The sequence below is a fragment of the Pedobacter westerhofensis genome, assembly GCF_900182595.1.
GTDB classification, from domain to species: domain Bacteria; phylum Bacteroidota; class Bacteroidia; order Sphingobacteriales; family Sphingobacteriaceae; genus Pedobacter; species Pedobacter westerhofensis.
In genome coordinates, this window is sequence record NZ_FXTN01000005.1 from 403,864 (window position 1) to 429,465 (window position 25,602).

At 44.2% G+C, this 25,602-nt stretch carries 22 protein-coding genes; 15 read left to right on the forward strand and 7 right to left on the reverse strand.

Annotated features, from left to right (window positions below; all coding sequences use genetic code 11):
* Window positions 1-32 precede the first annotated feature (32 nt).
* Complete coding sequence (locus FN831_RS12075; RefSeq protein WP_142528462.1) at window positions 33-1,214, reverse strand: aldose epimerase family protein; 1,182 nt, start codon at window positions 1,212-1,214, stop codon at window positions 33-35.
* A gap of 145 nt (window positions 1,215-1,359) precedes the next feature.
* Here FN831_RS12075 and FN831_RS12080 point away from each other — a divergent pair, with 145 nt between their 5' ends.
* The 3 genes from FN831_RS12080 to FN831_RS12090 all read left to right on the forward strand — a co-directional run bounded on the left by FN831_RS12080 (window position 1,360) and on the right by FN831_RS12090 (window position 3,807).
* On the forward strand, window positions 1,360-2,067 hold the full coding sequence (locus FN831_RS12080; RefSeq protein ID WP_142528463.1) for an NUDIX hydrolase: 708 nt from the start codon (window positions 1,360-1,362) through the stop codon (window positions 2,065-2,067).
* A 445-nt stretch (window positions 2,068-2,512) separates the two neighbouring features.
* Complete coding sequence (locus FN831_RS12085) at window positions 2,513-3,160, forward strand: DUF6266 family protein (protein ID WP_142528464.1); 648 nt, start codon at window positions 2,513-2,515, stop codon at window positions 3,158-3,160.
* Window positions 3,160-3,807, forward strand: a complete 648-nt coding sequence (locus tag FN831_RS12090) for a DUF6266 family protein (protein ID WP_142528465.1) — start codon at window positions 3,160-3,162, stop codon at window positions 3,805-3,807. Before FN831_RS12085 ends, FN831_RS12090 begins: the two co-directional genes overlap by 1 nt.
* Here the strand turns inward: FN831_RS12090 and FN831_RS12095 are convergent.
* Window positions 3,804-5,204 (reverse strand): AAA family ATPase, encoded by a 1,401-nt coding sequence (locus FN831_RS12095; protein WP_221931335.1) that lies wholly within the window; start codon window positions 5,202-5,204, stop codon window positions 3,804-3,806. The genes FN831_RS12090 and FN831_RS12095 overlap by 4 nt on opposite strands.
* A gap of 285 nt (window positions 5,205-5,489) precedes the next feature.
* Between FN831_RS12095 and FN831_RS12100 the strand changes: the two genes are divergently transcribed.
* The 4 genes from FN831_RS12100 to FN831_RS12115 are packed head-to-tail and all read left to right on the forward strand — an operon-like array spanning window position 5,490 to window position 11,160.
* Window positions 5,490-7,172 carry a ribulokinase gene (locus FN831_RS12100; protein WP_142528466.1) on the forward strand — a complete coding sequence of 561 codons (1,683 nt, stop codon included), beginning with the start codon at window positions 5,490-5,492 and terminating at the stop codon, window positions 7,170-7,172.
* Between the two features lie 57 nt (window positions 7,173-7,229).
* Complete coding sequence (locus FN831_RS12105) at window positions 7,230-7,928, forward strand: L-ribulose-5-phosphate 4-epimerase (protein ID WP_142528467.1); 699 nt, start codon at window positions 7,230-7,232, stop codon at window positions 7,926-7,928.
* A 9-nt stretch (window positions 7,929-7,937) separates the two neighbouring features.
* Window positions 7,938-9,443, forward strand: a complete 1,506-nt coding sequence (gene araA / locus FN831_RS12110) for an L-arabinose isomerase (protein WP_142528468.1) — start codon at window positions 7,938-7,940, stop codon at window positions 9,441-9,443.
* Window positions 9,444-9,474: 31 nt separating this feature from the next.
* Window positions 9,475-11,160 carry a sodium:solute symporter family transporter gene (locus tag FN831_RS12115; protein ID WP_142528469.1) on the forward strand — a complete coding sequence of 562 codons (1,686 nt, stop codon included), beginning with the start codon at window positions 9,475-9,477 and terminating at the stop codon, window positions 11,158-11,160.
* 61 nt (window positions 11,161-11,221) lie between these two features.
* Here the strand turns inward: FN831_RS12115 and FN831_RS12120 are convergent, their stop codons facing one another.
* On the reverse strand, window positions 11,222-12,166 hold the full coding sequence (locus tag FN831_RS12120; RefSeq protein WP_142528470.1) for an endo-beta-N-acetylglucosaminidase H: 945 nt from the start codon (window positions 12,164-12,166) through the stop codon (window positions 11,222-11,224).
* A gap of 323 nt (window positions 12,167-12,489) precedes the next feature.
* A complete protein-coding gene (locus tag FN831_RS12125; protein WP_246101489.1) occupies window positions 12,490-12,735 on the reverse strand; it encodes an isoleucyl-tRNA synthetase in 246 nt (81 codons plus the stop codon).
* 163 nt (window positions 12,736-12,898) lie between these two features.
* Between FN831_RS12125 and ileS the strand changes: the two genes are divergently transcribed.
* The 5 genes from ileS to FN831_RS12150 all read left to right on the forward strand — a co-directional run bounded on the left by ileS (window position 12,899) and on the right by FN831_RS12150 (window position 18,686).
* Window positions 12,899-16,294, forward strand: coding sequence for an isoleucine--tRNA ligase (gene ileS, locus FN831_RS12130; protein WP_142528472.1), 3,396 nt, complete (start codon window positions 12,899-12,901; stop codon window positions 16,292-16,294).
* Window positions 16,295-16,301: 7 nt separating this feature from the next.
* On the forward strand, window positions 16,302-16,685 hold the full coding sequence (locus FN831_RS12135; RefSeq protein ID WP_175470477.1) for a TraR/DksA family transcriptional regulator: 384 nt from the start codon (window positions 16,302-16,304) through the stop codon (window positions 16,683-16,685).
* A complete protein-coding gene (locus FN831_RS12140) occupies window positions 16,685-17,287 on the forward strand; it encodes a lipoprotein signal peptidase (protein WP_142528473.1) in 603 nt (200 codons plus the stop codon). Before FN831_RS12135 ends, FN831_RS12140 begins: the two co-directional genes overlap by 1 nt.
* A gap of 209 nt (window positions 17,288-17,496) precedes the next feature.
* Window positions 17,497-18,204 (forward strand): SIMPL domain-containing protein, encoded by a 708-nt coding sequence (locus tag FN831_RS12145; protein ID WP_142528474.1) that lies wholly within the window; start codon window positions 17,497-17,499, stop codon window positions 18,202-18,204.
* Between the two features lie 173 nt (window positions 18,205-18,377).
* Window positions 18,378-18,686: a hypothetical protein gene (locus tag FN831_RS12150; protein WP_142528475.1), complete on the forward strand. Its 309-nt coding sequence runs from the start codon at window positions 18,378-18,380 to the stop codon at window positions 18,684-18,686.
* A 132-nt stretch (window positions 18,687-18,818) separates the two neighbouring features.
* On the opposite strand, the gene serS is transcribed toward FN831_RS12150, so the two are convergent.
* Window positions 18,819-20,090, reverse strand: a complete 1,272-nt coding sequence (gene serS, locus FN831_RS12155) for a serine--tRNA ligase (protein ID WP_142528476.1) — start codon at window positions 20,088-20,090, stop codon at window positions 18,819-18,821.
* Window positions 20,091-20,134: 44 nt separating this feature from the next.
* On the opposite strand from serS, the gene rsmI reads away from it, so the two are divergent.
* From rsmI to lnt, 3 genes are read left to right on the forward strand one after another with little or no spacing between them, the layout of a single operon-like run.
* A complete protein-coding gene (rsmI, locus tag FN831_RS12160; RefSeq protein ID WP_142528523.1) occupies window positions 20,135-20,845 on the forward strand; it encodes a 16S rRNA (cytidine(1402)-2'-O)-methyltransferase in 711 nt (236 codons plus the stop codon).
* A 44-nt stretch (window positions 20,846-20,889) separates the two neighbouring features.
* A complete protein-coding gene (locus tag FN831_RS12165) occupies window positions 20,890-21,585 on the forward strand; it encodes a PH domain-containing protein (RefSeq protein WP_142528477.1) in 696 nt (231 codons plus the stop codon).
* A 47-nt stretch (window positions 21,586-21,632) separates the two neighbouring features.
* Entirely contained in the window at window positions 21,633-23,267 is a 1,635-nt protein-coding gene (lnt, locus tag FN831_RS12170; RefSeq protein WP_142528478.1) for an apolipoprotein N-acyltransferase, read from the forward strand.
* Here lnt and FN831_RS12175 read toward each other — a convergent pair.
* Window positions 23,264-24,904 (reverse strand): NAD+ synthase, encoded by a 1,641-nt coding sequence (locus FN831_RS12175; RefSeq protein ID WP_142528479.1) that lies wholly within the window; start codon window positions 24,902-24,904, stop codon window positions 23,264-23,266. The genes lnt and FN831_RS12175 overlap by 4 nt on opposite strands.
* Before the next feature lie 6 nt (window positions 24,905-24,910).
* A complete protein-coding gene (locus FN831_RS12180; RefSeq protein WP_142528480.1) occupies window positions 24,911-25,585 on the reverse strand; it encodes a porin family protein in 675 nt (224 codons plus the stop codon).
* Window positions 25,586-25,602 lie beyond the last annotated feature (17 nt).

Consider the following 25,602-nt stretch of genomic DNA (forward strand, 5'->3'; position numbering starts at 1 on the left):
AATGTCAGGAAGCCGGATTTGTTTGCTAAACCTTATTTTTTGACAGAGAATTTATAAACGGTAATTGTGTTGTATGCAGATCCCGGTTTCAGCACAGTTGACGGAAATGATGGCTGGTTAGGAGAATCAGGGAAATGTTGTGTTTCAAGGCATAATGCAGAGCGGTATCCGTATGTAGCCTTTCCTTTGCCATTGTTAATTTTATCGGTCAGGAAGTTACCGCTATAAAATTGTATTCCCGGCTCTTCGGTCAGCACTTCCATCACAATACCTGTTTTCTGACTGCTCACGGTAGCAGCTTTGCGCAGGCCTGTACCTTTTCTCAGTACCCAGTTATGGTCGTAACCTTTTCCGTTTTTCAACTGAGGGTTACTGTCGTTGATATTCACACCGATCAGTTTAGCTTTGGTAAAGTCGAACGGCGTACCCGCAACTTTTTCCAGTTTACCTGTTGGGATCAAAGTAGTATCTACAGGGGTATACTCATCCGCTTCAAGCTGCAGTGTATGGTCAGTTATTGTTTGATCGCCCGCACCGTTCAGGTTAAAATAGGCGTGATTGGTCAGGTTCACTACCGTTGCCTTGTCTGTGGTAGCATTATAGGCGATTTTTAAAGAATGGTCATCATCTAAAGTATAGGTTACTTTTACGCTAAGGTTACCCGGGTATCCGCCTTCGCCATCTTTGGAAACATAACTGAGTTCAAGTGTATGATCGTCAGTTTTTTTGGCGTCCCATACTTTTTTGTAAAACCCGTTGGCTCCGCCATGCAGGGTATTCTGGCCATTGTTAATATCCAGCTGATACGATTTACCGTCGAGGGAAAACTTGCCCTTTGCAATCCTGTTTCCGTAACGGCCTACTACAGCACCAAAGAAATTTTCTTCTTTGCTTTGATAAGGCGATAAGCTGTCATGGCCAAGAATTACGTCAACCAGCTGGTCTTTGTTATCTTTCACCAGCAGCGAAACCAGCCTGGCGCCAAAGTTAGTGATTGCCACCTCGTCGCCACTTTTATTCTTAAGCGTGTATAAATGAACTTTCTTGTTGTCTACTGTGCCTTCAAAGGCAGCAGAATCAGGAATTGCAGCTTTCTCAGCAGTGGTTTGAACAGCGTCTGTACTGCCCGTTTTTTTTGATGAATTAGAATTGCAACTTGCCATTGCTCCCGAAACCAGGAGCAAAGCAAAAAATAAACTTTGGTTCGTTTTCATAATTTCTTTAATGGTTTATATATAGTCAACGCCAAAATAGAGAAAATTATATTAACCGTCAAAACAACGATTAACATAATTCTTCTTAACTTTGCAGATGTAAATCTTTTGACTAATATTAGCGCGGTTATCTTAAAATACCTTAATGACGAATAATACAACAGAAACAAAAATGCTGCTTGCAGTAGACTGCATTATTTTTGGTTTTGATGGAGAAAACTTAAAGATCCTGCTGATTAAAAGAGGCTTTGAGCCGGAGAAAGATAAATGGAGCCTGATGGGCGGTTTTATTAAAACCGGAGAAAGCCTGGATGAAGCGGCAAACAAGATCCTGCTTCAGCTGACGGGCCTTGAAGGTGTTTATCTTGAACAACTTTATGCCTTTGGAAATCCATCAAGGGACCCTGATGAGCGGATCGTTTCCGTTGCTTATTTTGCACTGATAGACATTCATAAATACGAAACACAGCTGAGCGACAGGTACCATGCAGAGTGGTTTTTGGTGAATGAGATGCCCACGCTTGTATTTGATCACGGGCAGATGGTAGAAATTGCGAAGCAAAAGATCAGGTATAAGGCCGCATTGCACCCCCTCCTGTTTGAGCTGCTGCCAAGAAAATTTACGATACCGCAACTGCAAAGTTTGTACGAAGGCGTTTACAACACCAAAATCGACAATAGGAATTTTATCAGGAAGCTGACTTCTACGGGCTTACTGATCAAGCTTGAAGAAAAAGATAAGTCAAATTCCAAGAAGGGAGCCTTTTATTTTAAGCTGGACAAGAAAAAGTACAAGGCCAAGTTCCAGGCGTTTCTCAATTTTATTCCAAATCCCGAAAACCTGATCAGTTAAAACTAAGAGCCTGTATACCGGCATTATTTTCTGATATTCTTTCTTTTTAGCTCAGCAAGGCAAATGCAGGGGGCTGTTCCAGGCTTGTTATGAAATAACCCGTATTTAACTTATACTGAACTCGTATAAAACTTATTGATTTTCCGCGGTTGCTGTGGGGTTGATGTACGGTCGATTTGGGGTTGATTTGTAGTGGCCCAGAATAACCACAAGGCAACCCCACAGCAAGCCCAGAAATACAGCGGGTTCTTATTAAGTTATCTATCTGTTTAATACGTGTTTATACTTGACAAGCACCGTGAAAAAACTTTGCGACCTGTAAATCTTCGGCTCCGGAACACAAAAAATAAGCACATAACACACTAAAGAACAGGTGTTTAACCTATTGCCATTTTTAAAAACCCTGACTAACTTGCTGTCAATTATTAACCAAATATTTAATTATATGGGACTTTTAGATGGCGCCTTCGGCGATTTCACAGGAAGAATTGGCAATATGGTCTTCTATAAACTCAACGGAAAGATTGTAGGCCGCACAATCGGAATAGTAGAAACCTATTCAGAAAAACAGGAAGAAGTACGGATGAGGACACAGTTGATCTCTCCCTTTCTTACACCTCTTAAAGATTTTATACGTGTAGGGTTCAGAAATACCCCAAAACCACAGGACTGGGATTTCTATAGTGTTGCTACCTCGGTAAATAAGCCCGGAGCAATTAAAGGGATCTACCCTAATCTGGAGATCAACTACAAAAAGGTGATCCTTTCCTTGGGTTCCGTTCCTTCGCCCAAAAACCCGAAGGTAATCCTGAATGACAACATCCTCGAATTTAGCTGGGAACCTGATCTGGATGCCGGCGGTGCAGATCTTCTTGATCAGGTGATGCTTGTTGCCTACTTCCCTCAAACTCTAAAAGCGGTATTTATTACCAGTGGCGCCAGACGAACTGCGGGCACGGAAAAGCTTAAACTCCCCTCCTTTAATGAAAAAACAGTGATAGAGACATATATCTCCTTCATTACGGATGACAGAACTGATGTATCAAACAGTGTTTACACAGGCCGGCTGACCTGGAAAAAACCATCGAAATAATGGCGGTTTTCAGAAAGGGCTTCCTGGGCGGTTTTAAAGGTAAACTGGGCCCGGGCGTTGGCACTACATGGCGGAACCTTGATGTGCTCAAAAGCCGGTCTACCAAAACAATTGAGAAAGACAAACTGCTACCGCAGAACTTCAGGCTCGATGTTTTGTCAAGGTTCCTCGGCCCCTTCAAGCCCTTTATAAGAATTGGTTTCTATCACAAAAAGAACAAAGACAGCCCCTTTAACCGTGCTATGCATTACAACTGGCACAGGGCGGTTAAAGGCAAAGCTCCAAATTTTGTAATCGATTACAGTAAAATCATCCTGAGCCGGGGCGACAGGGAGCCTGTCTGGTCAGGGAACTTGATTACAGTACAGGAAGATCAGATTTCAATCACCTGGGAAGTTACTGAAGCAGCCAAAATGAGGATCATAGGAAACGACCGGGCTATAGTTTTGATTTATAACGACAGAGCAGAGAAAGTGCAGTCCTTCAAAACAGCAATCAGATCAGATCTTGCAGTCAGGATAGATCTGCCGCTCGCACTCAGGTTGGGCAATTCTCATATCTGGATGTTCTTTCTTTCGCCGGATGGCAGGCATGTTTCGAACAGCGAGTATATTGGAGAGCTATTGTCTGAAGCAACGGAGATCTAACGATCAAAGAGCATGTCCATGCCGATTTCCTTTTGTACCAGCCCGGAAAAACTTGTGCCATTTCTTAGCCCATAAGTTGTAACCATAGTCAGGAACAACGTCTTTCTGGTTTTTGTCTGGTCTCGGAATACGGCCAGCTTGTTTTCCAGTTCCTTTGCGTAAGCTTTGCTGATTTCAAATGGCCGGTCGGAAAATTTCATTTCGCAGATATTGATGCATGAATCACCTCTGTCAATCACCAGGTCAATCTGCGTTCCCCTGTCCGCTTTGGTAACTGGTTGATGCCTCCATACGGATACCTCTGCGTATACAGCCTCAATCCCAATCGCTTTTTTTAGCTGCGGGATGTGTTTCATACAGATACTCTCGAATGCATTTCCGCTCCAGCTTGTCCAGGAATTTCCCGAAATAAATGTAATCCAGGTTCCGCTTCCAACAGCTTTGCTTCCCTCAATAAACTTAAGATAGAATAACGAATACTCATCTGTGAGTTTATATAACAAATAAGTTTTTGTCTTTCCGAATGGAATATAGGGAGTTATAAATCCGGACTCGGTGAGTTCATCCAGTACCTGGGTCGCATATCCGCCACTTGTTAGCTTACACGCGGCGATAAGTTCAGTACGGGACATGCCCATTCCTTTTTTAGCAAGTGCCCTAACAATGTCAATATGGCTTTGAGCAGTGTCGAACAGGGAATGGTAAAGGTTTTTGAATTCGTCTTGCAGGAGACCTTCTTTGGTAAAACAGAGCCTATCGATATTCTGCGTGGCACTGTCGCCCGGCCGGATCTCTTTCAGGTATTGTGGAATTCCTCCCATTGCCATATAAAGCTGCAAGGTTTGATAATAATCCAGATTTACTTTTCTGTGTTTCAGAAAGGCTGTCATCTCTCCAACTGTAAACGGGAGCAGCCTGATTCTCCTGGTCACCCTGTTGTGTAAGCCTCCACGGTTGTTAACAACCTTCTTAATCATCCAAGCCGCAGCCGATCCGCAAATTACAACAATCAGATTTTTTTCCCGTGAAGCCCAGCTATTCCAGAAGCTTTCAAATGCCGGGAGAAATCCCGATCTCGGGGTGTCAATCCATGGAAATTCATCAATAAAAATAATGGTACGTTCTATTTTTAACACAGGAGACAGATACTGCCTGAGCATTTCGAATGCTTTTAACCAGCTGGCCGCTTTTGCCACAGGCAAACCGGTAGAACCTGCAGATAGTGCAAGGCTGAAGTTTTCGAGCTGTTGATCTAAAGTTGCATGATGTATTCCAGAAAACTCAAAAGAAATTGCTTTGCTGAATCCGTTACGAATTAGAAATGTTTTGCCCACCCTTCTTCGCCCGTAAACTGCAATCAGTTCTGCTTCGCCGGATTTTTCTATTTGTCCTGAAATTGCATTTCTTCTTTTCTCCCTATTACAGTTTCCATATCTTACTGTTTACAAGACAAATATAATGAAAGTTAATAGAATTTGGCGTAATATAGAATTTATACTACGCCAAAACAGCATGTTTTTTAGGCGTTTTGGCGAAGTATAAATTCTATATCACGCCAAAATTATTAAAATCAAGGTGTAAAATGCCATATGACTTTGCTCGATCATCTACTCCAATGTTAAATTTCATAAAAAATTTCGTTTAGTAAATAAATAAACGTTAATTAGACATTTAATTATTTTATGAAACCAAATATATACGTTATTGGAGTAGATTATGGTTCAGACTCTGTCCGTTCCGTACTTGTAAATGCCGAAAATGGTGAAGAGATCGCTTCCTCAGTTTTTAACTATCCGAGATGGCAAAAAGGGTTATTTTGTGATCCTGCAGCAAATCAGTTCAGACAGCACCCCCTCGATTATACCGAAGGACTGGAACATACAATTAAAGCCTGCCTGGAGAAAGCTGGCGGACAGGCTGCTGCCGATGCCGTTAAAGCAATAGCCATAGATACCACAGGCTCTACCCCTGTGGCTGTCAACAAAGCAGGAACACCACTGTCCCTGACCCCCGGATTTGAAGAAAACCCGCACGCAATGTTCGTGCTTTGGAAAGACCACACCGCCGTCAAAGAAGCTGCACAGATCAACGAGCATGCCCTTAAATATGATATCAACTACCTCGATTACGAAGGTGGCATCTATTCTTCAGAATGGTTTTGGGCAAAACTGCTTCGCACACTGAGAACAGACGAAAAGGTAAGGACCGCATGTTACTCCTGGGTAGAGCATTGCGACTGGATCCCTTTCCTGTTAACAGGCGGAAAGGACATCAAAGAAATGAAACGCAGCCGCTGCGCCGCCGGTCACAAGGCCCTCTGGGCCGAAGAATTTGGTGGCCTCCCCCCTAATCAGTTTTTTAGAGACCTCGACCCTTTACTGGATGGTTATACAGAACGCCTGTTTAAAGAAACTTACACTTCTGATGAACCCGCCGGCTTCTTAAGTGAAGAATGGGCAACCAGATTGGGATTGAGCACATCAGTTGTTGTGGGTGTCGGCGCCTTTGACGCACACATGGGTGCTGTGGGCGGACAGATTGAGCCTTACCACCTGAGCAAGGTCATGGGAACTTCTACCTGTGATATCCTCGTGGCACCTGCGGCCGATATCGAGGGCAAACTGATCAAAGGTATCTGCGGTCAGGTAAACGGATCGGTGATTCCCGGTATGATGGGGCTCGAAGCTGGTCAATCGGCCTTTGGCGATACCTATGCCTGGTTTAAAAATATACTGAGCTGGCCGCTTAAAACGCTGCTGCATCAATCAGTGCTGATTGAGAAAGCTACAGCGAACGCATTGATGGAAGAAATGCTGGACAAGATCATCCCGGAACTCAGCAAACAGGCCGCTGTACTGCCAAAAAATGACGACGATGAACTGGGTATCGACTGGTTTAACGGCAGAAGAACACCAGATGCCAACCAGGAACTCAAAGGTGCCCTCAGCAATCTTGATCTGGGTACAGATGCGCCGCGCCTGTTCAGGGCACTGGCAGAAGCCACCTGCTTTGGTGCTAAAAACATCGTAGACCGTTTCATTTCTGAAGGAATCCCTGTAAAAGGGATCATCGGCATAGGTGGCGTAGCCAAGAAATCACCGTATATCATGCAGATGATGGCAGATGTACTGAACATGCCCATCCGTATCCACCAGTTTGAACATACCTGTGCCCTGGGTGCAGCGATGTTTGCAGCCGTAGTTGGCGGCGTATATCCGACAGTAGAAGAAGCGATGAAAGGAATGGGCAGCGGATTTGATTCGGAGTATTTCCCTGAGGAGAAGAACGTAGCCTATTACGCCAGCCGCTACCCGCGGTACCAGTCGCTCGGTGCGTATATTGAACAAAATACAGATCATGGTTAATCAGCTCTGCTGATCAGCAATACGATTGTCCCCGGACATTATTAAATTATAAAAAAAATGAACGAATATCAGGAGATCCGGGAAAAAGCATATGCAGCAAATATGCAGCTTCCTAAACTGGGCCTTGTGCTTTTCACTTTTGGAAATGCAAGTGCTGCCGACAGAGAGAAAAAAGTGTTTGCAATCAAACCAAGCGGGGTTCCTTATGAGGACCTTTCAGCAGAAAATATGGTGATCGTGGATTTTGACGGCAATACCGTTGAAGGCAACCTCAGGCCTTCGTCCGACACCAAAACACATGCTGTACTTTATAAACACTGGGAAGATATCGGCGGCATCGTACATACGCATTCTACTTACGGAACCGCCTGGGCGCAATCGCTGAAGCCGATCCCGGTATACGGAACCACCCATGCCGATCATACTACCGCAGCTGTTCCCTGCGCCCCACCTATGAGCGACGAAAAGATCAAAGGAAACTATGAGTACGAAACAGGGTTCCAGATTATCGATCACCTTACAGAACAGGGCTTAAGTTACACAGATGTGGAAATGATCCTTGTGGGCAACCATGCCCCCTTTACCTGGGGAAAAACAGCAGACAAAGCGGTTTACAACAGCGCAGTCGTGGAAGAACTGGCAAAAATGGCATTCCTTACCGAACAGATCAGAAACGATGTCCGCCCCATGAAAGATGCTTTAATTCAGAAACATTACGAGAGGAAACACGGTGTGGATTCCTATTACGGTCAATAAACAAAAACTATGACAACCAACCTCAAACAATTAGAAGCCTGGTTCATCACCGGAAGCCAGCATTTATACGGAGAAGAAACACTGAGACAAGTAGCAGAACATTCTCAGCAAATCGCAGGAGCGCTGAATGATTCTCCTCAGATCCCCGTAAAAATCGTTTTCAAGCCAACAGTTAAAACAGCAGATGAGATTTATGCCGTATGCCAGGAAGCCAATAACGCAGAGAACTGCATCGGCATCATTGCCTGGATGCACACTTTTTCTCCCGCAAAAATGTGGATCGGCGGACTAAAAATATTACAGAAACCCTTACTCCATTTACATACACAGTTTAACCGCGATATTCCATGGAGCACAATGGACATGGATTTCATGAACCTGAACCAGAGTGCGCATGGCGACCGTGAGTTCGGATTTATTGTTTCGAGAATGCGCATCAACCGTAAAGTGGTTGCCGGGCACTGGGAAGACCCCGAAGTGCGCGAAAGCGTAAATACCTGGCTGCGCGCTGCCGCGGGATGGTTTGATATGCAGGGTGCAAAATACGCCCGCTTTGGCGATAACATGCGCAACGTTGCGGTAACTGAAGGAGATAAAGTTGAAGCAGAAATAAAATTCGGTTTCTCCGTGAATACCTATGGGGTCGGCGACCTGGTGGCTGTGATCAATCAGACTTCGGATGCCGATATTGATCAGCTGGTAAAGGAATATGCAGACAGCTATGTGATGGCACAAAGCCTGATCAAAGGTGGTGCCCAGCACGCTTCACTGAGAGAAGCTGCGAAAATAGAAATAGGGTTGCGCACCTTCCTTGAACAGGGCAATTTCAAAGGTTTCTCGGATACATTTGAAGATCTGCATGGTATGAGCCAGCTTCCGGGTATTGCAGTACAGCGCTTAATGAGCGATGGGTACGGTTTTGCAGGTGAGGGCGACTGGAAAACGGCTGTACTGGTACGCACAATGAAGGTGATGGGCAGCGGACTGGAAGGCGCCAATGCTTTTATGGAAGATTATACGTATCATTTTGAACCAAAAAATTCTTTTGTTTTAGGCTCACATATGCTGGAAGTGGATGCTGCTTTAGCGAAAGGACCGGTAAAATGTGAAATACACCCGCTGGGAATTGGCGGCAAAGCCGATCCTGTACGGTTGATTTTTGATGCAGCAAACGGCCCGGCCTTAAATGCGTCGATCATTGATATGGGCAACAGGTTCCGTATGCTGGTAAACGTAGTTGATGGCGTTGATGAACAACATGAACTACCTAAACTACCGGTAGCACGTGTATTGTGGAAGCCACAACCCGATATGAAAACAGGTTGCGCGGCATGGATTTATGCCGGCGGAGCGCATCATACATGTTATAGTCAAAATTTAACAGCAGAACATCTCACAGATTTTGCAGATATCGCAGGGATTGAGTATGTTGGCATCGATAATCAAACTACTATAAATCAATTACGCAACGAGTTAAAGTGGAACGAGGTATATTATCAGTTAAATAAACATTAAAAATGATGAAAAATTCTAACCAAATTAAATTATGACCAATAGCTTAGCAACTACCGACTATGTAGTTTTTATTATTTACTTCCTGGTTGTTTCCCTGTATGGATACTCTATTTATCACAAAAGGCAGAGAAATGAACATGATGCGAAAGCGTTCTTCCTCGCGGAAGGTACTTTAACATGGTGGGCCATCGGTGCCTCACTCATCGCATCCAATATTTCTGCTGAACAGTTTATCGGGATGAGCGGGGAAGGTTTCTTCCTCGGGGTCGCCGTAGCTGCCTATGAATGGATCGCAGCCATCGCCCTGATCATTGTGGCAGTCTGGTTTATACCGGTCTACCTCAAAAACAAGATCTATACCATGCCTCAGTTCCTTAAAACAAGGTATAATGAATCGGTGGCCCTGATTATGGCCATTTTCTGGCTGTTCCTGTATGTATTTGTAAACCTGACCTCAATCCTATACCTGGGCGCGGTAGCCATCAATGGGCTTACCGGAGGGGAATACCTGCATGTGATCATGATCGGCCTTGCGGTATTTGCGCTGTTCATTTCGCTGGGCGGGATGAAGGTTGTGGCTTATACGGATGTGATACAGGTGGCAGTACTGATCTTTGGAGGACTGGTAACTACCTATATCGCACTGACGGTTGTTGGCGAGAAATTTGGCGTGGGCAGCAATGCCATTGCAGGGTTTAAGGTGCTGATGGATCAGGCGCCGGAGCATTTCAAAATGATTATCCCGAGACCTACCGCTACCTCTACGCAGAATGAGATCAGCAAATACCTCACTTTCCCCGGACTGGCTTCTTACCTTGCCGGAATCTGGATCATCAACCTGAACTACTGGGGATGTAACCAGTACATCACACAGCGTGCTTTGGGCGCCGATCTGCATACGGCAAGAACGGGTATCCTGTTTGCCGGCTTGTTAAAGTTAATGATGCCACTGATCGTGATGCTGCCTGGTATCGCTGCCTATGTATTGTACAGGGGCGGGTATCTTCCACAGCTGATCGGCGGCAAAGATGGTGCTTATTCTGCGGTGCTCACCTTCCTGCCTACAGGATTAAAAGGCCTGTCTGTTGCGGCACTGACCGCAGCGATTGTTGCCTCCCTTGCAGGTAAAGTGAATAGTATCTCTACGATTTTCACGCTGGATGTGTATTCAAAATATTTCAAAAAAGATTCGGACCAGAAAAACCTGGTATTTGTAGGCCGTGCTACAGTAGTGATCGGCCTGATCCTGGCAGTTCTGTTTACCTGGAACGACTTACTGGGTATTGGCGGAGTGGGTGGTTTCACCTATATCCAGAAATACACAGGTTTTATCAGTCCAGGTGTATTCGCGATGTTCTTCCTCGGGATGTTCTGGAAAAGGACTACAGGTGCTGCTGCAATTGCAGGGGTACTGGCGGGTTTCTTATTTTCGGTTTTCTTTAATGAGCTGGCGCCTTCGCTGATGGGACATGACACGATTCTTTACACGGCCTATCCAAATGGAGCAGGCGGATGGGAGATCCCCTTTCATATCTGTATGGGACTGTCTTTTGCCTTTACAATGGTGATTATGATTGCCATGAGTTATGCTGGGCCAAAGGTTAACCCTAAAGCTTTTGAGCTGGATAAAAGTATGTTTAATGTGAAACCCTCTACGCTGGCGCTGATCATTTTAACTCTTTTGATCATCACCGCATTATATGTGAAGTTCTGGTAACCAAAACCTTTTTAATAGAAAGAGAGCGCCCGGAAAGCGCTCTCTTTTTATATCGGTCGTTTTAATTGTACACCGTACCAAAACCATAAAGTGCATTTGATATGTTTGAAAGATAAGTATGCGAATCTGCATTCGGCAGGTTGTAGTACAGATAAATACCATAACCGTCACTCACTGTCCTGGTAGCAAGCGAGGCAGCAGTACCCGCACTGGTGGCGGTAATGTCAATTGCTGCCGGGCCAAGATTGCTTTTGGCCAGACCAGGCACTGCCGGCGTACTGTAAGTACCATATATCGCATTCCAACTGTAGTTAACCTTTGAACCTACAGTTACTCCTTGATAAGACAATCTCGACGCTGCAGGCCCGTAGAAATAAAATGAAATAATCTTGGACGGCATCAACTCCCGAAGAGCAGTCACCAGAAATACGAAAGAACTGTCATTTGGCTGCGTAGTTCCATTATTGCCATAATCAGAATATTCATCGTCAAAATCTATCCCATCCAGTCCATAGGTGCTAACTGCGTTGCTCAGCTGCTGTGCGAAAGCCTGTGCAGAAGCCATGCTGGTAAAATTGGTCATCCCCGCCCCCTGATGGTTGCCCAGGATAGAAAGCAGGACTTTGATGCCTTTGTCCTGCAGTGGCTTCACATACGTGTCCCTGTTGCTCAGCACATTTGTGACCTGCGGATTGAAAAAGAGTTCTGCTGTGCGGCTGCTTGTATTGAAATTGATATTGGCCGCAAAGATAATCCCGATATCAAATAAAGGGCTGCCATTTGTTAGCGTATACTTCGCTACATTTCTTAAATCGTTACTGTTGACCTCTACATAACAGACGCCTTTAGGTCCGTTGGTACCAATTGCATTGGTTTTGAGTGCAGTGGCAGAAGACAGGCTTTCAGGAGGTAATTTTGTTTCTTTTTTACAGGAGGCAAGCGCCAGCATTAAACAGGCCGCAGCCAGGATTTTGCTTTTTACAGATAATTTCAGGGTTGTTTTCATAGTTATTATTTTAGGTAAATAAATGTATATATGATGTATATCACCTATACAAGTTAACATATTTTCCCTATAATAACAATGACACACAAGTACTTAGTAATAAAATAATTATTATTTTACATTAAGTGAATACCCGAAAAAACAAAACAGATGGTTTAATACTGCTCCTTATAACTCCTGGGGCATTTCCCGGTGATAGATTTAAACACCCAGCGATCTCCAAAACCGCAGCCCAGGCATCTTCAGTCAGTATATGCAGAGGCATAAAATGAAAAAAGGGATAAGCTTTCAGCTTATCCCTGTAAATTATTATGGCTGATCTGCTATTCTTCTGCAGTTTCCGGTGCTTTGGACAGTGGCGCTTCAGGATCCAGTTCAACACAGCCCTCTTTGTCCTGTCTGGCAAACAAAATCGGGTACAGGAATAAAAATGCGCCCAGCATCAGGAACAATCCCGAAGCTTCAAGAACATATTTGCTCCAGCTGATTTCATTCGCATCCATGATCAAATAGGCAACTAACGCAAGCACGCCAAGGATAATGGCGATCACTGCTTTCTGGAGTTTCATTGCTTTTATCATGATCTTTACTTTATTTATCGGTTGATAAAGATACTGAACAAAAACCAAACCAATTTAAGATTTTGAAGATCAATGTATTTCCTGTAACAACTACCATTTTTCATTCTAAATCTGTAACTTTGCATCCTTATTTTTTTAAGATACTGGATTGATGTATAGGGAATTTAAACAATTAGAACTACCTAAAATAGGTAAAGAGATACTGGAGTTTTGGAAAGCAGAGAATATCTTTGAAAAAAGCATCTCTACGAGGCCAAAATCTAACCCATTTACTTTTTACGAAGGCCCGCCTTCTGCTAATGGTATGCCTGGTATTCACCATGTAATGGCCCGTGCCATAAAAGATATTTTCTGCCGGTACAAAACGCTCAAAGGTTTCCAGGTGAAGCGTAAAGGCGGCTGGGATACCCACGGACTTCCGATTGAACTTGCCGTAGAGAAAAAACTGGGCATCACTAAAATAGATATAGGTGTAAAAATTTCTGTTGAAGACTATAATGCAGCCTGCCGCGAGGAAGTGATGCGCTATACCGATATCTGGAACGACCTGACAGAAAAAATGGGCTATTGGGTAGATCTTGAAAAGCCCTATATCACCTATGAAAACGAATATATTGAATCCCTGTGGTGGATCTTAAAAACATTCTACAATAAAGGCCTTTTATACAAGGGATATACGGTACAGCCTTATTCCCCTGCTGCCGGTACAGGATTGAGTTCGCATGAGCTGAACCAGCCTGGTACGTATAAAATGCTGAAAGATACTTCCATCACTGCACAGTTTTTCCTGAAAAAGGATCAGCAGCATCCTCTGATGCCGGTACTTTTTGACAGCGAAACCGAAGATACGGCAATCATCGCCTGGACAACCACACCATGGACTTTGCCATCAAACGGCGCACTGGCGGTAGGTGAGAAAATCAGCTATGTGAAAGTGAAGACCTTTAACCCCTATACTTTCCTGCCGGTTAGCGTTATACTGGCGAAAGACCTGGTAGGAAAGCACTTTAAAAAAGACGCTGAAAATCTTTCTTTTGAAGATTTTAAAGACACGGATAAACTGATTCCATGGACAATAGCGGCAGAATTTACCGGTAAAGACCTTGTTGGTTTGCGTTATCATCAGTTGATGAACTATGTGACCAATGCAGAATTGGAAGAAAAAGCTTTCCGCGTGATCCCGGCCGACTATGTAACCACTGAAGACGGAACAGGTATCGTTCATATTGCAGCGGTTTTTGGTGCAGACGATTTCCGGGTATCCAAAGAAAGCGGCATCCCTTCGGTGATGATCAAAGACGAGCAGGGCAATGATCTTCCTTTGGTAAACAAACAGGGGAAATTTGTAGATGAGGTGACCGACTTTGCCGGATATTATGTAAAGGAAGAGTACTACAGCGATGAGGAACGCAAAGCAGCAGATTTTAAAGCTACTGACGTGCTGATCGCGATTAAGCTGAAGGAAGACAATAAAGCCTTTGATGTAAAGAAATATGAACACAGTTATCCGCACTGCTGGAGAACTGACAAACCTATATTGTACTATCCGCTCGACAGCTGGTTTATCAAAACCACCTCTGTAAAAGAGAAAATGGTAGAGCTGAACAAAACGATCAACTGGAAACCTGAAGCTACAGGAACCGGCCGTTTTGGAAACTGGCTGGAAAACCTGGTAGACTGGAACCTCTCGCGCTCCCGTTACTGGGGCACTCCCCTGCCGATCTGGAGAACAGCAGACGGTACGGAAGAAAAATGTATCGGCTCTATCGCTGAACTGAATGCAGAGATCAAAAAATCTGTTGATGCAGGTTTCATGGAAGCTTCCTTTGAGCTGAAAGATATGCACCGCCCTTACGTGGACGATGTGATCCTCACTTCTTCTACAGGAGAAAAAATGATCCGTGAAGCTGATATGATCGATGTATGGTTTGACAGCGGCGCAATGCCATATGCACAATGGCACTTCCCTTTTGAAAATAAGGAAGAATTTGAAAATGCCTACCCTGCAGATTTTATCGCAGAAGGTGTAGACCAAACACGCGGATGGTTCTTTACGCTGCATGCAATCGCAGTGATGCTGAGCGAAACCAGCGATGAGATCAAAGCCATCAATGAACGTGTAGGCAATAAAGGTATTGCGTATAAAAATGTGGTATCAAACGGTCTTGTCCTGGATAAGAACGGCAACAAAATGTCTAAACGTTTAGGAAACGGTGTCGATCCTTTCCATACGATTGATACGTACAGTGCCGATGCCACAAGATGGTATATGATCAGCAATGCTTCGCCATGGGACAACCTGAAGTTCAATATGGAAGGACTGGACGAGGTAAGGCGCAAGTTCTTTGGCACACTGTATAATACGTATGCCTTCTTTGCACTGTATGCCAATATTGATAAGTTCGAAATCGATGAGAACAACGAGATCTCTGTACAGGACCGCACGGAACTGGACCGCTGGATTTTATCATTGCTGCAGAACCTGATCAATGAGGTAGATGAAAATTATAATACCTATGAGCCAACGAAAGCAGCGAGGGCAATACAATCCTTTGTAGACGAGCACCTGAGCAACTGGTATATCCGTTTATCGCGCCGCCGCTTCTGGAAAGGCGAGATGACTGCCGATAAACAGGCCGCATATGAAACCCTGTACACTTGTCTGCTGACGGTATCACAACTGATGTCGCCCATCGCACCATTTTTTGCCGACTGGCTGTACCAGAACCTGACTGTAAACAAACCTGCTAAAGCAGAACAGTCTATACACTTAACACTCTGGAAAGAAGGTGATACTTCACTGATCGACACAGAACTGAACGAGCGTATGCACCTGGCGCAGGACATCTCTTCGATGGTACTCTCACTGAGAAAAAAATCCGGTATCAATGTTCGTCAGCCATTGGCCAAGATCCTGATCCCGGTGCTGGACCAGGCCTTCAAAAGCAGGGTAGAATTGGTTAAAGAAATTATTCTGTCGGAAACTAACATCAAGAATATTGAGTATATTACAGACACTGCAGGCTTCATCACCAAAAAGATAAAACCCAACTTTAAAGCCCTTGGGCCGAAGGTAGGCAAGGACATGAAATCCGTGGCAGAACTGATCAGTAATATGAGCCAGGAAGAGCTGGGCAAGTTTGAAGCCGAAGGCCTTTACAAGGTCCCGGGCACAGATTACGAGATCCTTTTAGCGGATGTTGAGATTATCGCAGAAGATATTCCAGGGTGGCAGGTGACCAACCTGGGCAGCCTTACAGTTGCCCTGGATGTAACCATTACCGGGGAGCTGAAGGAAGAAGGACTTTCAAGGGAACTGATCAACAGGATCCAGAACCTGAGAAAAGAATTAAATTTTGAGGTAACTGACCGTATAGCGGTTAATTTACAAAACGATAACCTGATCAGGGCAGCAGTAGAGAATAATAAAGCATACATTTGCGCAGAAATTTTGGCAGATGACCTTACGCTGATCGATGATTTCGATTTAGGAAACAAAATAGTAATTGATGATGTTGAACTACAAATTTTGATTGCAAAACAATAAATAAATTATGGAAAACCCTACAAAAACGCGTTACTCAGATAACGAGCTTCAAGAATTTAAAGTGCTGATACAGGACAAGCTTCGTATGGCCAGAGAGGAATTTCTTGATTTAACGAATTCATTAAGCAGTCCAAATTCTAATGGTACTGAAGATACTTCAGGAACTTATAAAACACTGGAAGACGGATCTGCAACGATGGAGAAAGAACAGTTAAACCAGCTTGCTGCCCGTCAGAAAAAATTCATAGATAACTTAGAAGCGGCATTGGTGCGCATTGAGAATAAAACTTATGGTATCTGCCGTGAAACAGGTAAACTGATTCAGAAAGAACGTCTGCGTGCAGTACCTCACGCTACATTAAGTATGGAAGCTAAACTGAAGCAGGCATAATGAAAGGTTATACTAAACCATTGCTGGTGATATTCCTTGTTTTGCTTGTAGATCAGGCCGTAAAAACATGGATCAAAACCAATATGTATGTTGGCCAGGAATTTAAGGTCATTGGCAACTGGTTCATTATACATTTCACTGAAAATAATGGAATGGCTTTCGGGATGGAGTTTGGCGGTGAATTTGGAAAGCTTGCCTTGTCGCTGTTCAGAATTGGTGCCGTTGCCGGAATTGGCTATGGCCTGGTCTACCTGATCAAACATAAATACCACAGGGGACTGATATTGAATGTTGCACTGATCTTTTCGGGAGCACTCGGAAATATCATTGATTCGGTGAGTTATGGCAATATCTATGGATATGCCCCCCTCTTCCATGGCAAAGTGGTTGATATGTTTTACTTCCCGATCCTGGAAGGGATTTTCCCAACCTGGGTACCGATATGGGGCGGACAGGATTACGTATTTTTCAGACCGGTATTTAACGTTGCAGATGCTGCCATATCTGTAGGTGTGATTGCCATTCTGATCTTCCAGAAAAGCTACTTTAAAGAAGATGTGAAAGAGGAGATCGGCCCCAATAATGAAATGGTAGAAGACTAAAAAGAATATATACAGGAAGCGCCGGCAAAAATGCAGGCGCTTTTTTTTTGCCCCGGATTAGCCGGCATAACCTGCTTAGGAACTCAAAATCAACAAAATAACCAAATAAAAAAACAAGGTTACTATTGAATGAATAAAATTTCTTTATTTAGAATATGGAATCGGTATGATTTTTACATCTAACCTGTATACACACAAACAGAATCATTATGAAACACTTATTCACCTTTGCCTTTATTGCCTTGTTTAGTATGAGCGCGATGGCCCAGCAAGTAGACCTGCGAAAAAAAATCAGCGTTAGCGGAACAGCAGAAACAGAAGTTACCCCTGATATTATTTATATCAGCATTTCACTAAAGGAATACCTGAAAGATGGCAACAGCAAGAAAAAGGTAGAGATTACCGAACTGGAAACACAACTGTACAATGCGATCCAGAGTGCAGGCATTTCGAGAGATAACCTAATGATCAGTAACCTGTCGGGATACAACACAGCTGCTGAGAAAAAGAAAAACCCGGATTTCCTGGTGAGCAAACAGTACAGGCTGAAAGTTAACGACCTCAATAAATGGAACGCGATCATTGGCGATGTTGATCCTAAAGGGGTTGCCTATACCAATATCGACAGCTATGACTATTCTAAAATCGAGATCTTAAAAAAGGAACTGAAGATCAAAGCGCTGCAGGCCGCAAAAGCTAAAGCTACTTACCTGGTAGAAGCACTGGGCAACCAGCTGGGCAGTGTGATCGACATTCAGGAATTAAATAACGAAACCTTTCCTCAGCCGATGTACAGCACAAGCAGGGTGATGTTACGCGGGAACAGTTCCCTGGCTGATGCAGCACCCGCACCGGATATCGATTTTAAAAAGATAAAGCTGAGTTACGTGATGAATACCGTGTTCGAAATCAAATAACGACCAGTACAGTAGACAGTTTTAAACGACACAATTTATCATTACAGATAAAAAACACCCCATTTTACCCCAAATAGGCTATTTTAGGGGAAAAGAGACCTACCAGAACTTTTGGTAGGTTTTTTGTTATTTGGATAAATAACACGAACACTTTAAAACTAAATCAAAACGTTATGAAAAAATTAATTTACTCTTTCGCCTTAATCTTCATGTTAGGTCTTGGCATGAACACAGTATCTGCAGCAACAACTAAAGACAAAGTGGAAATGACAGTAGAGCAAAAAGCTCAATTGGAAAAAATCACTAACCGTGTTGAAGAAATTAAAGCAATGGATAAATCTCACATGTCAAGAGCTGAGAGAAAAGAATTGCGTAACGAATTAAAATCAATGAAAAAAGAAGCCCGTGCAATGGGTGGAGGTATCTATCTTTCAGTAGGTGCAATTATTATCATTATCTTATTATTAATCCTGATCCTGTAATCTAAGGACCATCGAAATAAAAAAAGCTCCATCTGTAAAAGATGGAGCTTTTTTTATTTGGTATCCCCGGCAGTAAATTTGCGCCGGAATGAATGTTGCGCCGGCTCAGGAAATTGCGCCGCTGAGGAAAATTTAATCGATACGGTCGAAACCGGTATAGGATCTCAGTACCTCTGGAATAACCACACCATCTGCTGTCTGGTAATTTTCCAGGATAGCTGCTACGATACGTGGTAATGCCAAAGCACTGCCGTTCAGCGTATGTGCTAACTGTGTTTTACCTGTCGCACCTTTAAATCTTAACTTCAACCTGTTCGTTTGATAAGCCTCAAAGTTAGATACTGAAGAAACTTCCAGCCAGCGCTGCTGCGCGGCACTCCATACTTCCATATCATACGTCATCGCAGAAGTAAATCCCATATCGCCACCACATAAACGCAGCACACGGTAATGCAGGCCAAGATCTTGCAGCAGTGACTGAACATAACTGCTCATCTCTTCCAGTATCTCATATGATTTATCCGGATGAGCTATCTGTACCAGTTCCACTTTATCAAATTGGTGGAGCCTGTTCAATCCGCGCACATGCGCACCATATGAACCTGCCTCGCGGCGGAAACATGGCGTGTATGCCGTATTTTTTATCGGTAGTTCTTCCTCTTTAAGGATTACATCACGGTAAAGATTGGTTACCGGGACTTCAGCCGTAGGAATCAGGTACAGGTTATCCACTGTAGAATGGTACATCTGTCCTTCCTTATCCGGCAGCTGTCCTGTGCCAAACCCTGAAGCTTCGTTGACCATCAGCGGCACCTGCATTTCGCGGTATCCTGCTGCGGTAGCACGGTCAAGGAAGAAGTTGATCAGCGCACGCTGTAAACGGGCACCCTTGCCTTTATATACAGGAAATCCTGCACCGGTAATCTTGGTACCCAGTTCAAAATCTATAATATCATATTTGGCGGTTAGCTCCCAGTGCGGCAAGGCATTGGCATGCAGTTCTGCCGGCGTACCGTGCAGGTACGTGACTTCATTGTCCTCTGGTGTAGCGCCTGCAGGCACCTGCTCTCCCGGCAGGTTGGGCAACTGCACCAGCGCCTGGTACAAATGCTGCTCTACCAAAGCCAGCTGATCTGACAATAGTTTGCTTTGCTCTTTATTATTTACTGTTTGTGCTTTAAGCACTTCGGCTTCTTCTTTTTTACCATTGCGCATCAGCTCACCTACCTGTTTGGCACTGGCATTGGCAATGGCAGATAAATTATCCAGCGAAGTTTGAGTTTGTCTGCGTTCTTCATCAAATTTGATAATCTCATCAACCAGTTCTGGCTGTTTGAAGTTACGGACACTTAAGCGTTCTAAAACTTTCTCTCTATTTTCACGGATATAGTTAACTTGCAGCATTATTTAATTTTTTTAACAAATATAACAAGAGTTTGGAGAATAATATGGGCGGTAAACTATTTCTGGTGCCTACACCTATCGGAAACCTCGAAGACATGACCTTCAGGGCTGTTCGCATATTGAAGGAAGCCGATATTATCCTGGCTGAAGATACGCGTACAAGTGCCCCTCTGCTGAAGCATTTTGGTATCGATAAAAAAGCATATTCACACCATCAGCATAATGAGCATAAGGCTACCTCAGAGATCATCAGGTTTCTGAACGAAGGTAAAAACGTGGCGCTGATCTCTGACGCCGGCACACCGGCCATCTCTGATCCGGGCTTCTTCCTGGTGCGCGAAGTACTGAAAAATGACCTGCCTGTAGAGTGTTTGCCCGGCGCTACAGCTTTTGTGCCTGCGCTGGTAAACTCCGGACTGCCCACAGACGCCTTTGTATTTGAAGGCTTTCTTCCCGTAAAAAAAGGAAGGCAAACGCGTTTAAAGAAACTGGCCGACGAAGAAAGAACGATCGTACTGTATGAAAGCCCGCACCGCCTGCTGAAGACCCTGGAAGAGTTTGCGCAGTTTTTTGGTGAGGAAAGACAGGCCTCGGTAAGTCGCGAGCTGACTAAAATGTACGAGGAAACCGTCAGGGGCACACTGACAGAAATAAAATCACATTTCGAAAACAATATATTAAAAGGCGAATTCGTAATTTGTGTTGCCGGTAAAGAAGAAACGAAAAAGGAAAAACGTTCTTATGAGAAAGATTAGCGTTTAGGCCCGCAACTTGCGGTAAACACCTTAAATAAAAAAACATGATTTTAATAGATAGATTTTTGAGCGATGAACAGGACCCTAAAGCTGTAGAAAAAGTTTTAGGTAAGCTGAACGATATGCTGACAACGAATGAAGAGCTCATCTACCTGGCTGTTCAGAAAAAACCAGCCGTAAACCTGCTGCCGGATTGTATTGCAGTAAGTAACAAACGCATCTTCTATTGTGAGCCGGCCAACTTTGGCATTACCATGAATTTTAAAGATATCTCCTGGAAAACCATTAAGGAAGTATCCTTTAAAGAGGAACTTTTTGGCTCCAAGTTTATCTGTGTACCGCAGCATGGCGAGAATATCATCACTGAATATATTCCAAAAGTGCAGGCACGTAAGTTATATCAGGCAGCTTATGAGCAGCTGGAAAGTTTTAGGGAACAGCAGCAGCTGGCTGAACAGGCCGACAGGAGAGCACAGCAGCAGGGTACGGTAAGCAATCTTCAGGCAGGTACCGAAGACATCCCCTTCATAGATATTACGCCTTCAGACAGCCCGGCAAAAGATGCGGTTTCTTTTGTTACGGAAATCCCTTCCGTGGCAGCAGTTCCTCCGGCACCGATTGAAGAACCGGAAGATGAAACTACCCTGAAATTGCGCAAGCTGAAAACATTGTACGATAAACAGCTGATAACCCAGGAAGAATACGAAGCGAAAAAAGCCGATATATTAGACAGTTTTTAATCCCCTGCAAACCTGATTATTCTACTATTAGTATCCATTATCCCTCAATGAAACCAAAACACCCGCTGTTGCTTGCCCTTTTAAGCGCATTCTTATTATGGCTGGCCTGGCCTCCACATACTTTTGCCGCTCCTTTATTACTGGTTGGTTTCGTTCCGCTATTGATTGCCCTGGATCAGATCATCTCAAAAAATGAGAAGAAAACCGGCAAAAAAGTGTTCCTTACTGCCGGATTAACCTTCCTGATCTGGAATACCGCATGTATTTACTGGGTGTACAATGCCATCAGTGCCTACAATAGTCCTGTAGTATCCCTGCTGATCTGCATCATCCCCTACGGATTGGGCGCTTTACTGATGACTTTTGCTTTCTGGTTGTATTACAGGTTTCTGAAAGTAGTGAGCAAAAAGAGCATTGCCTATCTGGCTTTACTTTGTTTCTGGATCGGTATGGAATATTTGCATGCCACATGGGACCTGGCCTTTCCCTGGATGACCCTGGGTAATGGATTTGCAGGACTGCACCAGCTGGCACAATGGTATGAGTCTACTGGCGTATATGGCGGATCCGTTTGGATTTTACTGAGCAATATCCTTGCCTTTGAAGCTTATAAAAGTTATAAAAATCAAACTGGTTATCTGAGGTTCAGGCCTGCCATTGCCTGGCTGATCTTCCTGATCGTTCCGGCTGCGATATCCCTGACCCGCTATTACACCTATAAAGAGAAGAACGTACCTATTAATGTGGTGACGGTGCAGCCAAATATTGATCCTTATGAGAAATCGGGTGGTATATCTGTGGGCGATCAGCTAAAGACTTTAAGTAAACTATCAGACTCAGTTGCACAGGTAAATACAGAATATTTTATCTGGCCGGAAACAGCAATCCCGAATTTTGCTGATGAAGACAGGATCCGCAGCAACAGGGAGTATGAGGATGCGCAGCGCTTTTTAAGCAAGTACAAGAATGGCTCATTGCTTACCGGTATTGAAAGTATCAAAATATACAATGAACAAAAAACCCTGTCGGCCAAGTTTGATGCCAACAGCCGTCTGTACTTTGATAACTTTAATACGGCAATGCAGGTAGAGAATTCTAACAACGTCCAATTTTATCATAAATCCAAACTGGTGCCGGGTGTAGAAAAAATGCCTTTCCCGGAAACACTGGCTTTCCTTGCCCCTGTTTTTTCTGGCCTGGGCGGAACCGTATCCGGATGGGGATGGCAGGACGCGCCCGGTGTATTTTACTCCCAAAGTGGTGTCGGTGTGGCGCCGGTGATCTGCTACGAATCCCTCTGGGGCGGATGGATCAGCGAGTCTGTTAAAAACGGTGCGCAGTTTATCGCCATCATTACCAACGATGGCTGGTGGGGAAATACCTATGGTAAAGACCAGCATTTTCTGTATGCCAAATTACGGGCGATCGAAAACCGCCGCTGGGTGGTAAGATCTGCCAATACAGGAATTTCCGGTTTTATCAATCAGCGCGGGGATGTGGTGAAACAGTCGAAATGGTGGACACGTGATGCCCTCAAAATGGATATCAATCTGAATGATCAGCTGACGCCATATGTAAAAAGCGGAGATATCATTGCTAAGATCTTAAGCGTAATGGGCCTGATCCTGGCTTTGTTTATACCTTACGGGACTTTCTTCAGGAAGAAGTCCCGTAAAGCTTAAGCCAGGTATTTTCCTACAATCGGCATCCTGCGGCCCATTCCAAAAGCTTTTGGTGAAACCCGCAGGATAGGCGGTGTCTGGTATCTTTTAAACTCCGCCCCGTTCACCAGTTTCAAAATTCTTTTGACTATCGCTTCGTCATAGCCCTGCGCAATGATTGCAGCAGAACTTTTCTTCAGCTCGATAAACTGGTACAGGATCGCATCCAAGGTGTCATAGTCAGGAAGAGAATCAGAATCCTTCTGTCCCGGCCTGAGTTCGGCAGATGGTGGTTTAACGATGGTATTCTCGGGAATCACCTCGCAGTCTTTATTGATATAATGGGCAAGCTGGTAAATCTGTGTTTTGTAGACGTCACCAATTACCCCTATCGCACCGCACATATCTCCATACAGCGTACCGTAACCTACGGCACACTCACTTTTATTTGAAGTATTCAGCAGGATATAGCCAAACTTATTGGACATCGCCATCACCACAATGCCTCTGCTCCGCGCCTGGATATTCTCTTCGGTCAGATTAAAGGAAAGTCCTTCAAAAGCATGGGCAAGCATGCTGTCAAACGCATCTGCCGCTTCCTTGATGGCGATGATCTCGTGTTTGCAGCCAAAGTTTTCTACCAGGTCCAGCGCATCCCTGATCGAATGGTCTGACGAGTATTTGGAGGGCATCAGTACCGCCATCACATTTTCAGGCCCAAGGGCCCGGCAGGCCAGTGCACAAACAATTGCAGAATCGATACCACCGGAAAGGCCCAGGACCGCTTTTGAAAAGCCAGACTTGCCAAAATAATCTTTTATGCCAAGCACCAGCGCATCATGGATCTGTGCGATATCAGATGACTCTGCATGTGCAACCGGGGCATAACCTTCAAATGTACCATTAGCAAGCGTATACGTCTTTAAATGCTCTTTAAAATAAGGCATTTCATCCAGCAGCTGCCCTTCATTGTTATAAGCCAGAGAGCCCCCGTCAAATATAATTTCTGTTTGTGCCCCTACCTGGTTTACATAAAGCAATGGCAATTTATACTTTTTTGCATTATCTGACAAAACCACCATTCGCGCATCATCATGTTCATAAGAAAATGGCGAGGCTGCAATATTGATCATCACATCCGGATTTTGCGTAATCAGCACATCCATCGGATTGGAAATATACAGAGGGTTATTATTAATGTTCCAGAGGTCCTCACAGATCGTTAGGGCAATCCTGGTCCCTTTAAAATCGATACATTCAAAAGCTGTAGCAGGCTCAAAATAACGGTACTCATCAAAAATATCATAATTGGGCAGCAGCGCTTTTTTCACTGTTGCTTTAACCTCGCCCTCTTCAATAAAGTAAGCGGCATTATACAGGTCTTTACCGGCAACAGCCTCATTTTTTACGGGCAGGCCGATAATACAGGCGATGCCTTTACAGTGCGATGCAATTTCCTTCGCTGCATCTTCGCATAAGGCAATGAACTCCTCAAACTCCAGGAAATCGCGCGGCGGATATCCGCAAACTGCCAGTTCTGCAAACACGACCAGGTCGGCACCACCAGCTTTTGCCAGGGCAATATGATCGATGATTTTTTTCGTGTTGTATTCGAAATTACCGATGTGGTAATTGAGCTGCGCTAATGCTATCTTCATGATCTGCTAAAAGAAAACTCCAAAATTTATACCTACAAAGTGGTTTTTTACACTTCTGCTTTTATCATCAGAGATATCAGTAAATCCGTTATTGAAAGTAAGCCCGGTGGTTACGCTGGTATGCCCTGCGATATCATATTCAATTCCCCCGCCAATGATCAGACCGGCACGGTAAAAATTGATATCTTTTTTGATATGCTCCCCGTCTACGATCCTGGTATTGTTTACTGATACGTTTTGTTTTGCACCAATATTAAAGTCATTGGACAAACCAAACTGCCCGTACCAGCGTACCAGTCCGATTTTGTCAGTCTTCAGTTTCAGGGTTAGCGGAATTTCTACGTACTGCAGCATATATTTCAGTTCATATGCCGTAGGGTTTGGATATTTCACCGCATCATAATACGGTCGTGGGTTAATCTCAGTGGTTTTGCCATTGATACTGGTGATCGTTAAGCCGGTAGAAAAGCTGTAGTTCTCAGCAAAATCGAAGTCGGCCAGCAAGCCATAGGCAAAACCCAGGTTCACACCATTGCTGGTCCCTGTTTCCGGCTTTGCCCAGCCGATCGTTGGATATGCTGCAAGGCCAAGCCTGAAACCATAATAAGGCTCAGGCCCGTTTTGTGCAACAGCGCTGCCTGTGATCATTAAAAATAGAATTCCGGTTAGTAAGTTTTTCATTAGTTTCTATTGTGTTT

What these genes read in the sequence shown, in the direction of transcription:
- FN831_RS12165 (WP_142528477.1), top strand. Translation starts at nt 20,890, where the DNA reads ATGATTTTAATAGATAGATTTTTGAGCGATGAACAGGACCCTAAAGCT.
- FN831_RS12175 (WP_142528479.1), bottom strand. Translation starts at nt 24,904, where the DNA reads ATGAAGATAGCATTAGCGCAGCTCAATTACCACATCGGTAATTTCGAA.
- serS (WP_142528476.1), bottom strand. Translation starts at nt 20,090, where the DNA reads ATGCTGCAAGTTAACTATATCCGTGAAAATAGAGAGAAAGTTTTAGAA.
- FN831_RS12100 (WP_142528466.1), top strand. Translation starts at nt 5,490, where the DNA reads ATGAAACCAAATATATACGTTATTGGAGTAGATTATGGTTCAGACTCT.
- FN831_RS12140 (WP_142528473.1), top strand. Translation starts at nt 16,685, where the DNA reads ATGAAAGGTTATACTAAACCATTGCTGGTGATATTCCTTGTTTTGCTT.
- FN831_RS12090 (WP_142528465.1), top strand. Translation starts at nt 3,160, where the DNA reads ATGGCGGTTTTCAGAAAGGGCTTCCTGGGCGGTTTTAAAGGTAAACTG.
- FN831_RS12180 (WP_142528480.1), bottom strand. Translation starts at nt 25,585, where the DNA reads ATGAAAAACTTACTAACCGGAATTCTATTTTTAATGATCACAGGCAGC.
- FN831_RS12125 (WP_246101489.1), bottom strand. Translation starts at nt 12,735, where the DNA reads ATGAAACTCCAGAAAGCAGTGATCGCCATTATCCTTGGCGTGCTTGCG.
- FN831_RS12075 (WP_142528462.1), bottom strand. Translation starts at nt 1,214, where the DNA reads ATGAAAACGAACCAAAGTTTATTTTTTGCTTTGCTCCTGGTTTCGGGA.
- ileS (WP_142528472.1), top strand. Translation starts at nt 12,899, where the DNA reads ATGTATAGGGAATTTAAACAATTAGAACTACCTAAAATAGGTAAAGAG.
- araA (WP_142528468.1), top strand. Translation starts at nt 7,938, where the DNA reads ATGACAACCAACCTCAAACAATTAGAAGCCTGGTTCATCACCGGAAGC.
- FN831_RS12145 (WP_142528474.1), top strand. Translation starts at nt 17,497, where the DNA reads ATGAAACACTTATTCACCTTTGCCTTTATTGCCTTGTTTAGTATGAGC.
- lnt (WP_142528478.1), top strand. Translation starts at nt 21,633, where the DNA reads ATGAAACCAAAACACCCGCTGTTGCTTGCCCTTTTAAGCGCATTCTTA.
- FN831_RS12135 (WP_175470477.1), top strand. Translation starts at nt 16,302, where the DNA reads ATGGAAAACCCTACAAAAACGCGTTACTCAGATAACGAGCTTCAAGAA.
- rsmI (WP_142528523.1), top strand. Translation starts at nt 20,135, where the DNA reads ATGGGCGGTAAACTATTTCTGGTGCCTACACCTATCGGAAACCTCGAA.
- FN831_RS12120 (WP_142528470.1), bottom strand. Translation starts at nt 12,166, where the DNA reads ATGAAAACAACCCTGAAATTATCTGTAAAAAGCAAAATCCTGGCTGCG.
- FN831_RS12080 (WP_142528463.1), top strand. Translation starts at nt 1,360, where the DNA reads ATGACGAATAATACAACAGAAACAAAAATGCTGCTTGCAGTAGACTGC.
- FN831_RS12105 (WP_142528467.1), top strand. Translation starts at nt 7,230, where the DNA reads ATGAACGAATATCAGGAGATCCGGGAAAAAGCATATGCAGCAAATATG.
- FN831_RS12085 (WP_142528464.1), top strand. Translation starts at nt 2,513, where the DNA reads ATGGGACTTTTAGATGGCGCCTTCGGCGATTTCACAGGAAGAATTGGC.
- FN831_RS12150 (WP_142528475.1), top strand. Translation starts at nt 18,378, where the DNA reads ATGAAAAAATTAATTTACTCTTTCGCCTTAATCTTCATGTTAGGTCTT.
- FN831_RS12115 (WP_142528469.1), top strand. Translation starts at nt 9,475, where the DNA reads ATGACCAATAGCTTAGCAACTACCGACTATGTAGTTTTTATTATTTAC.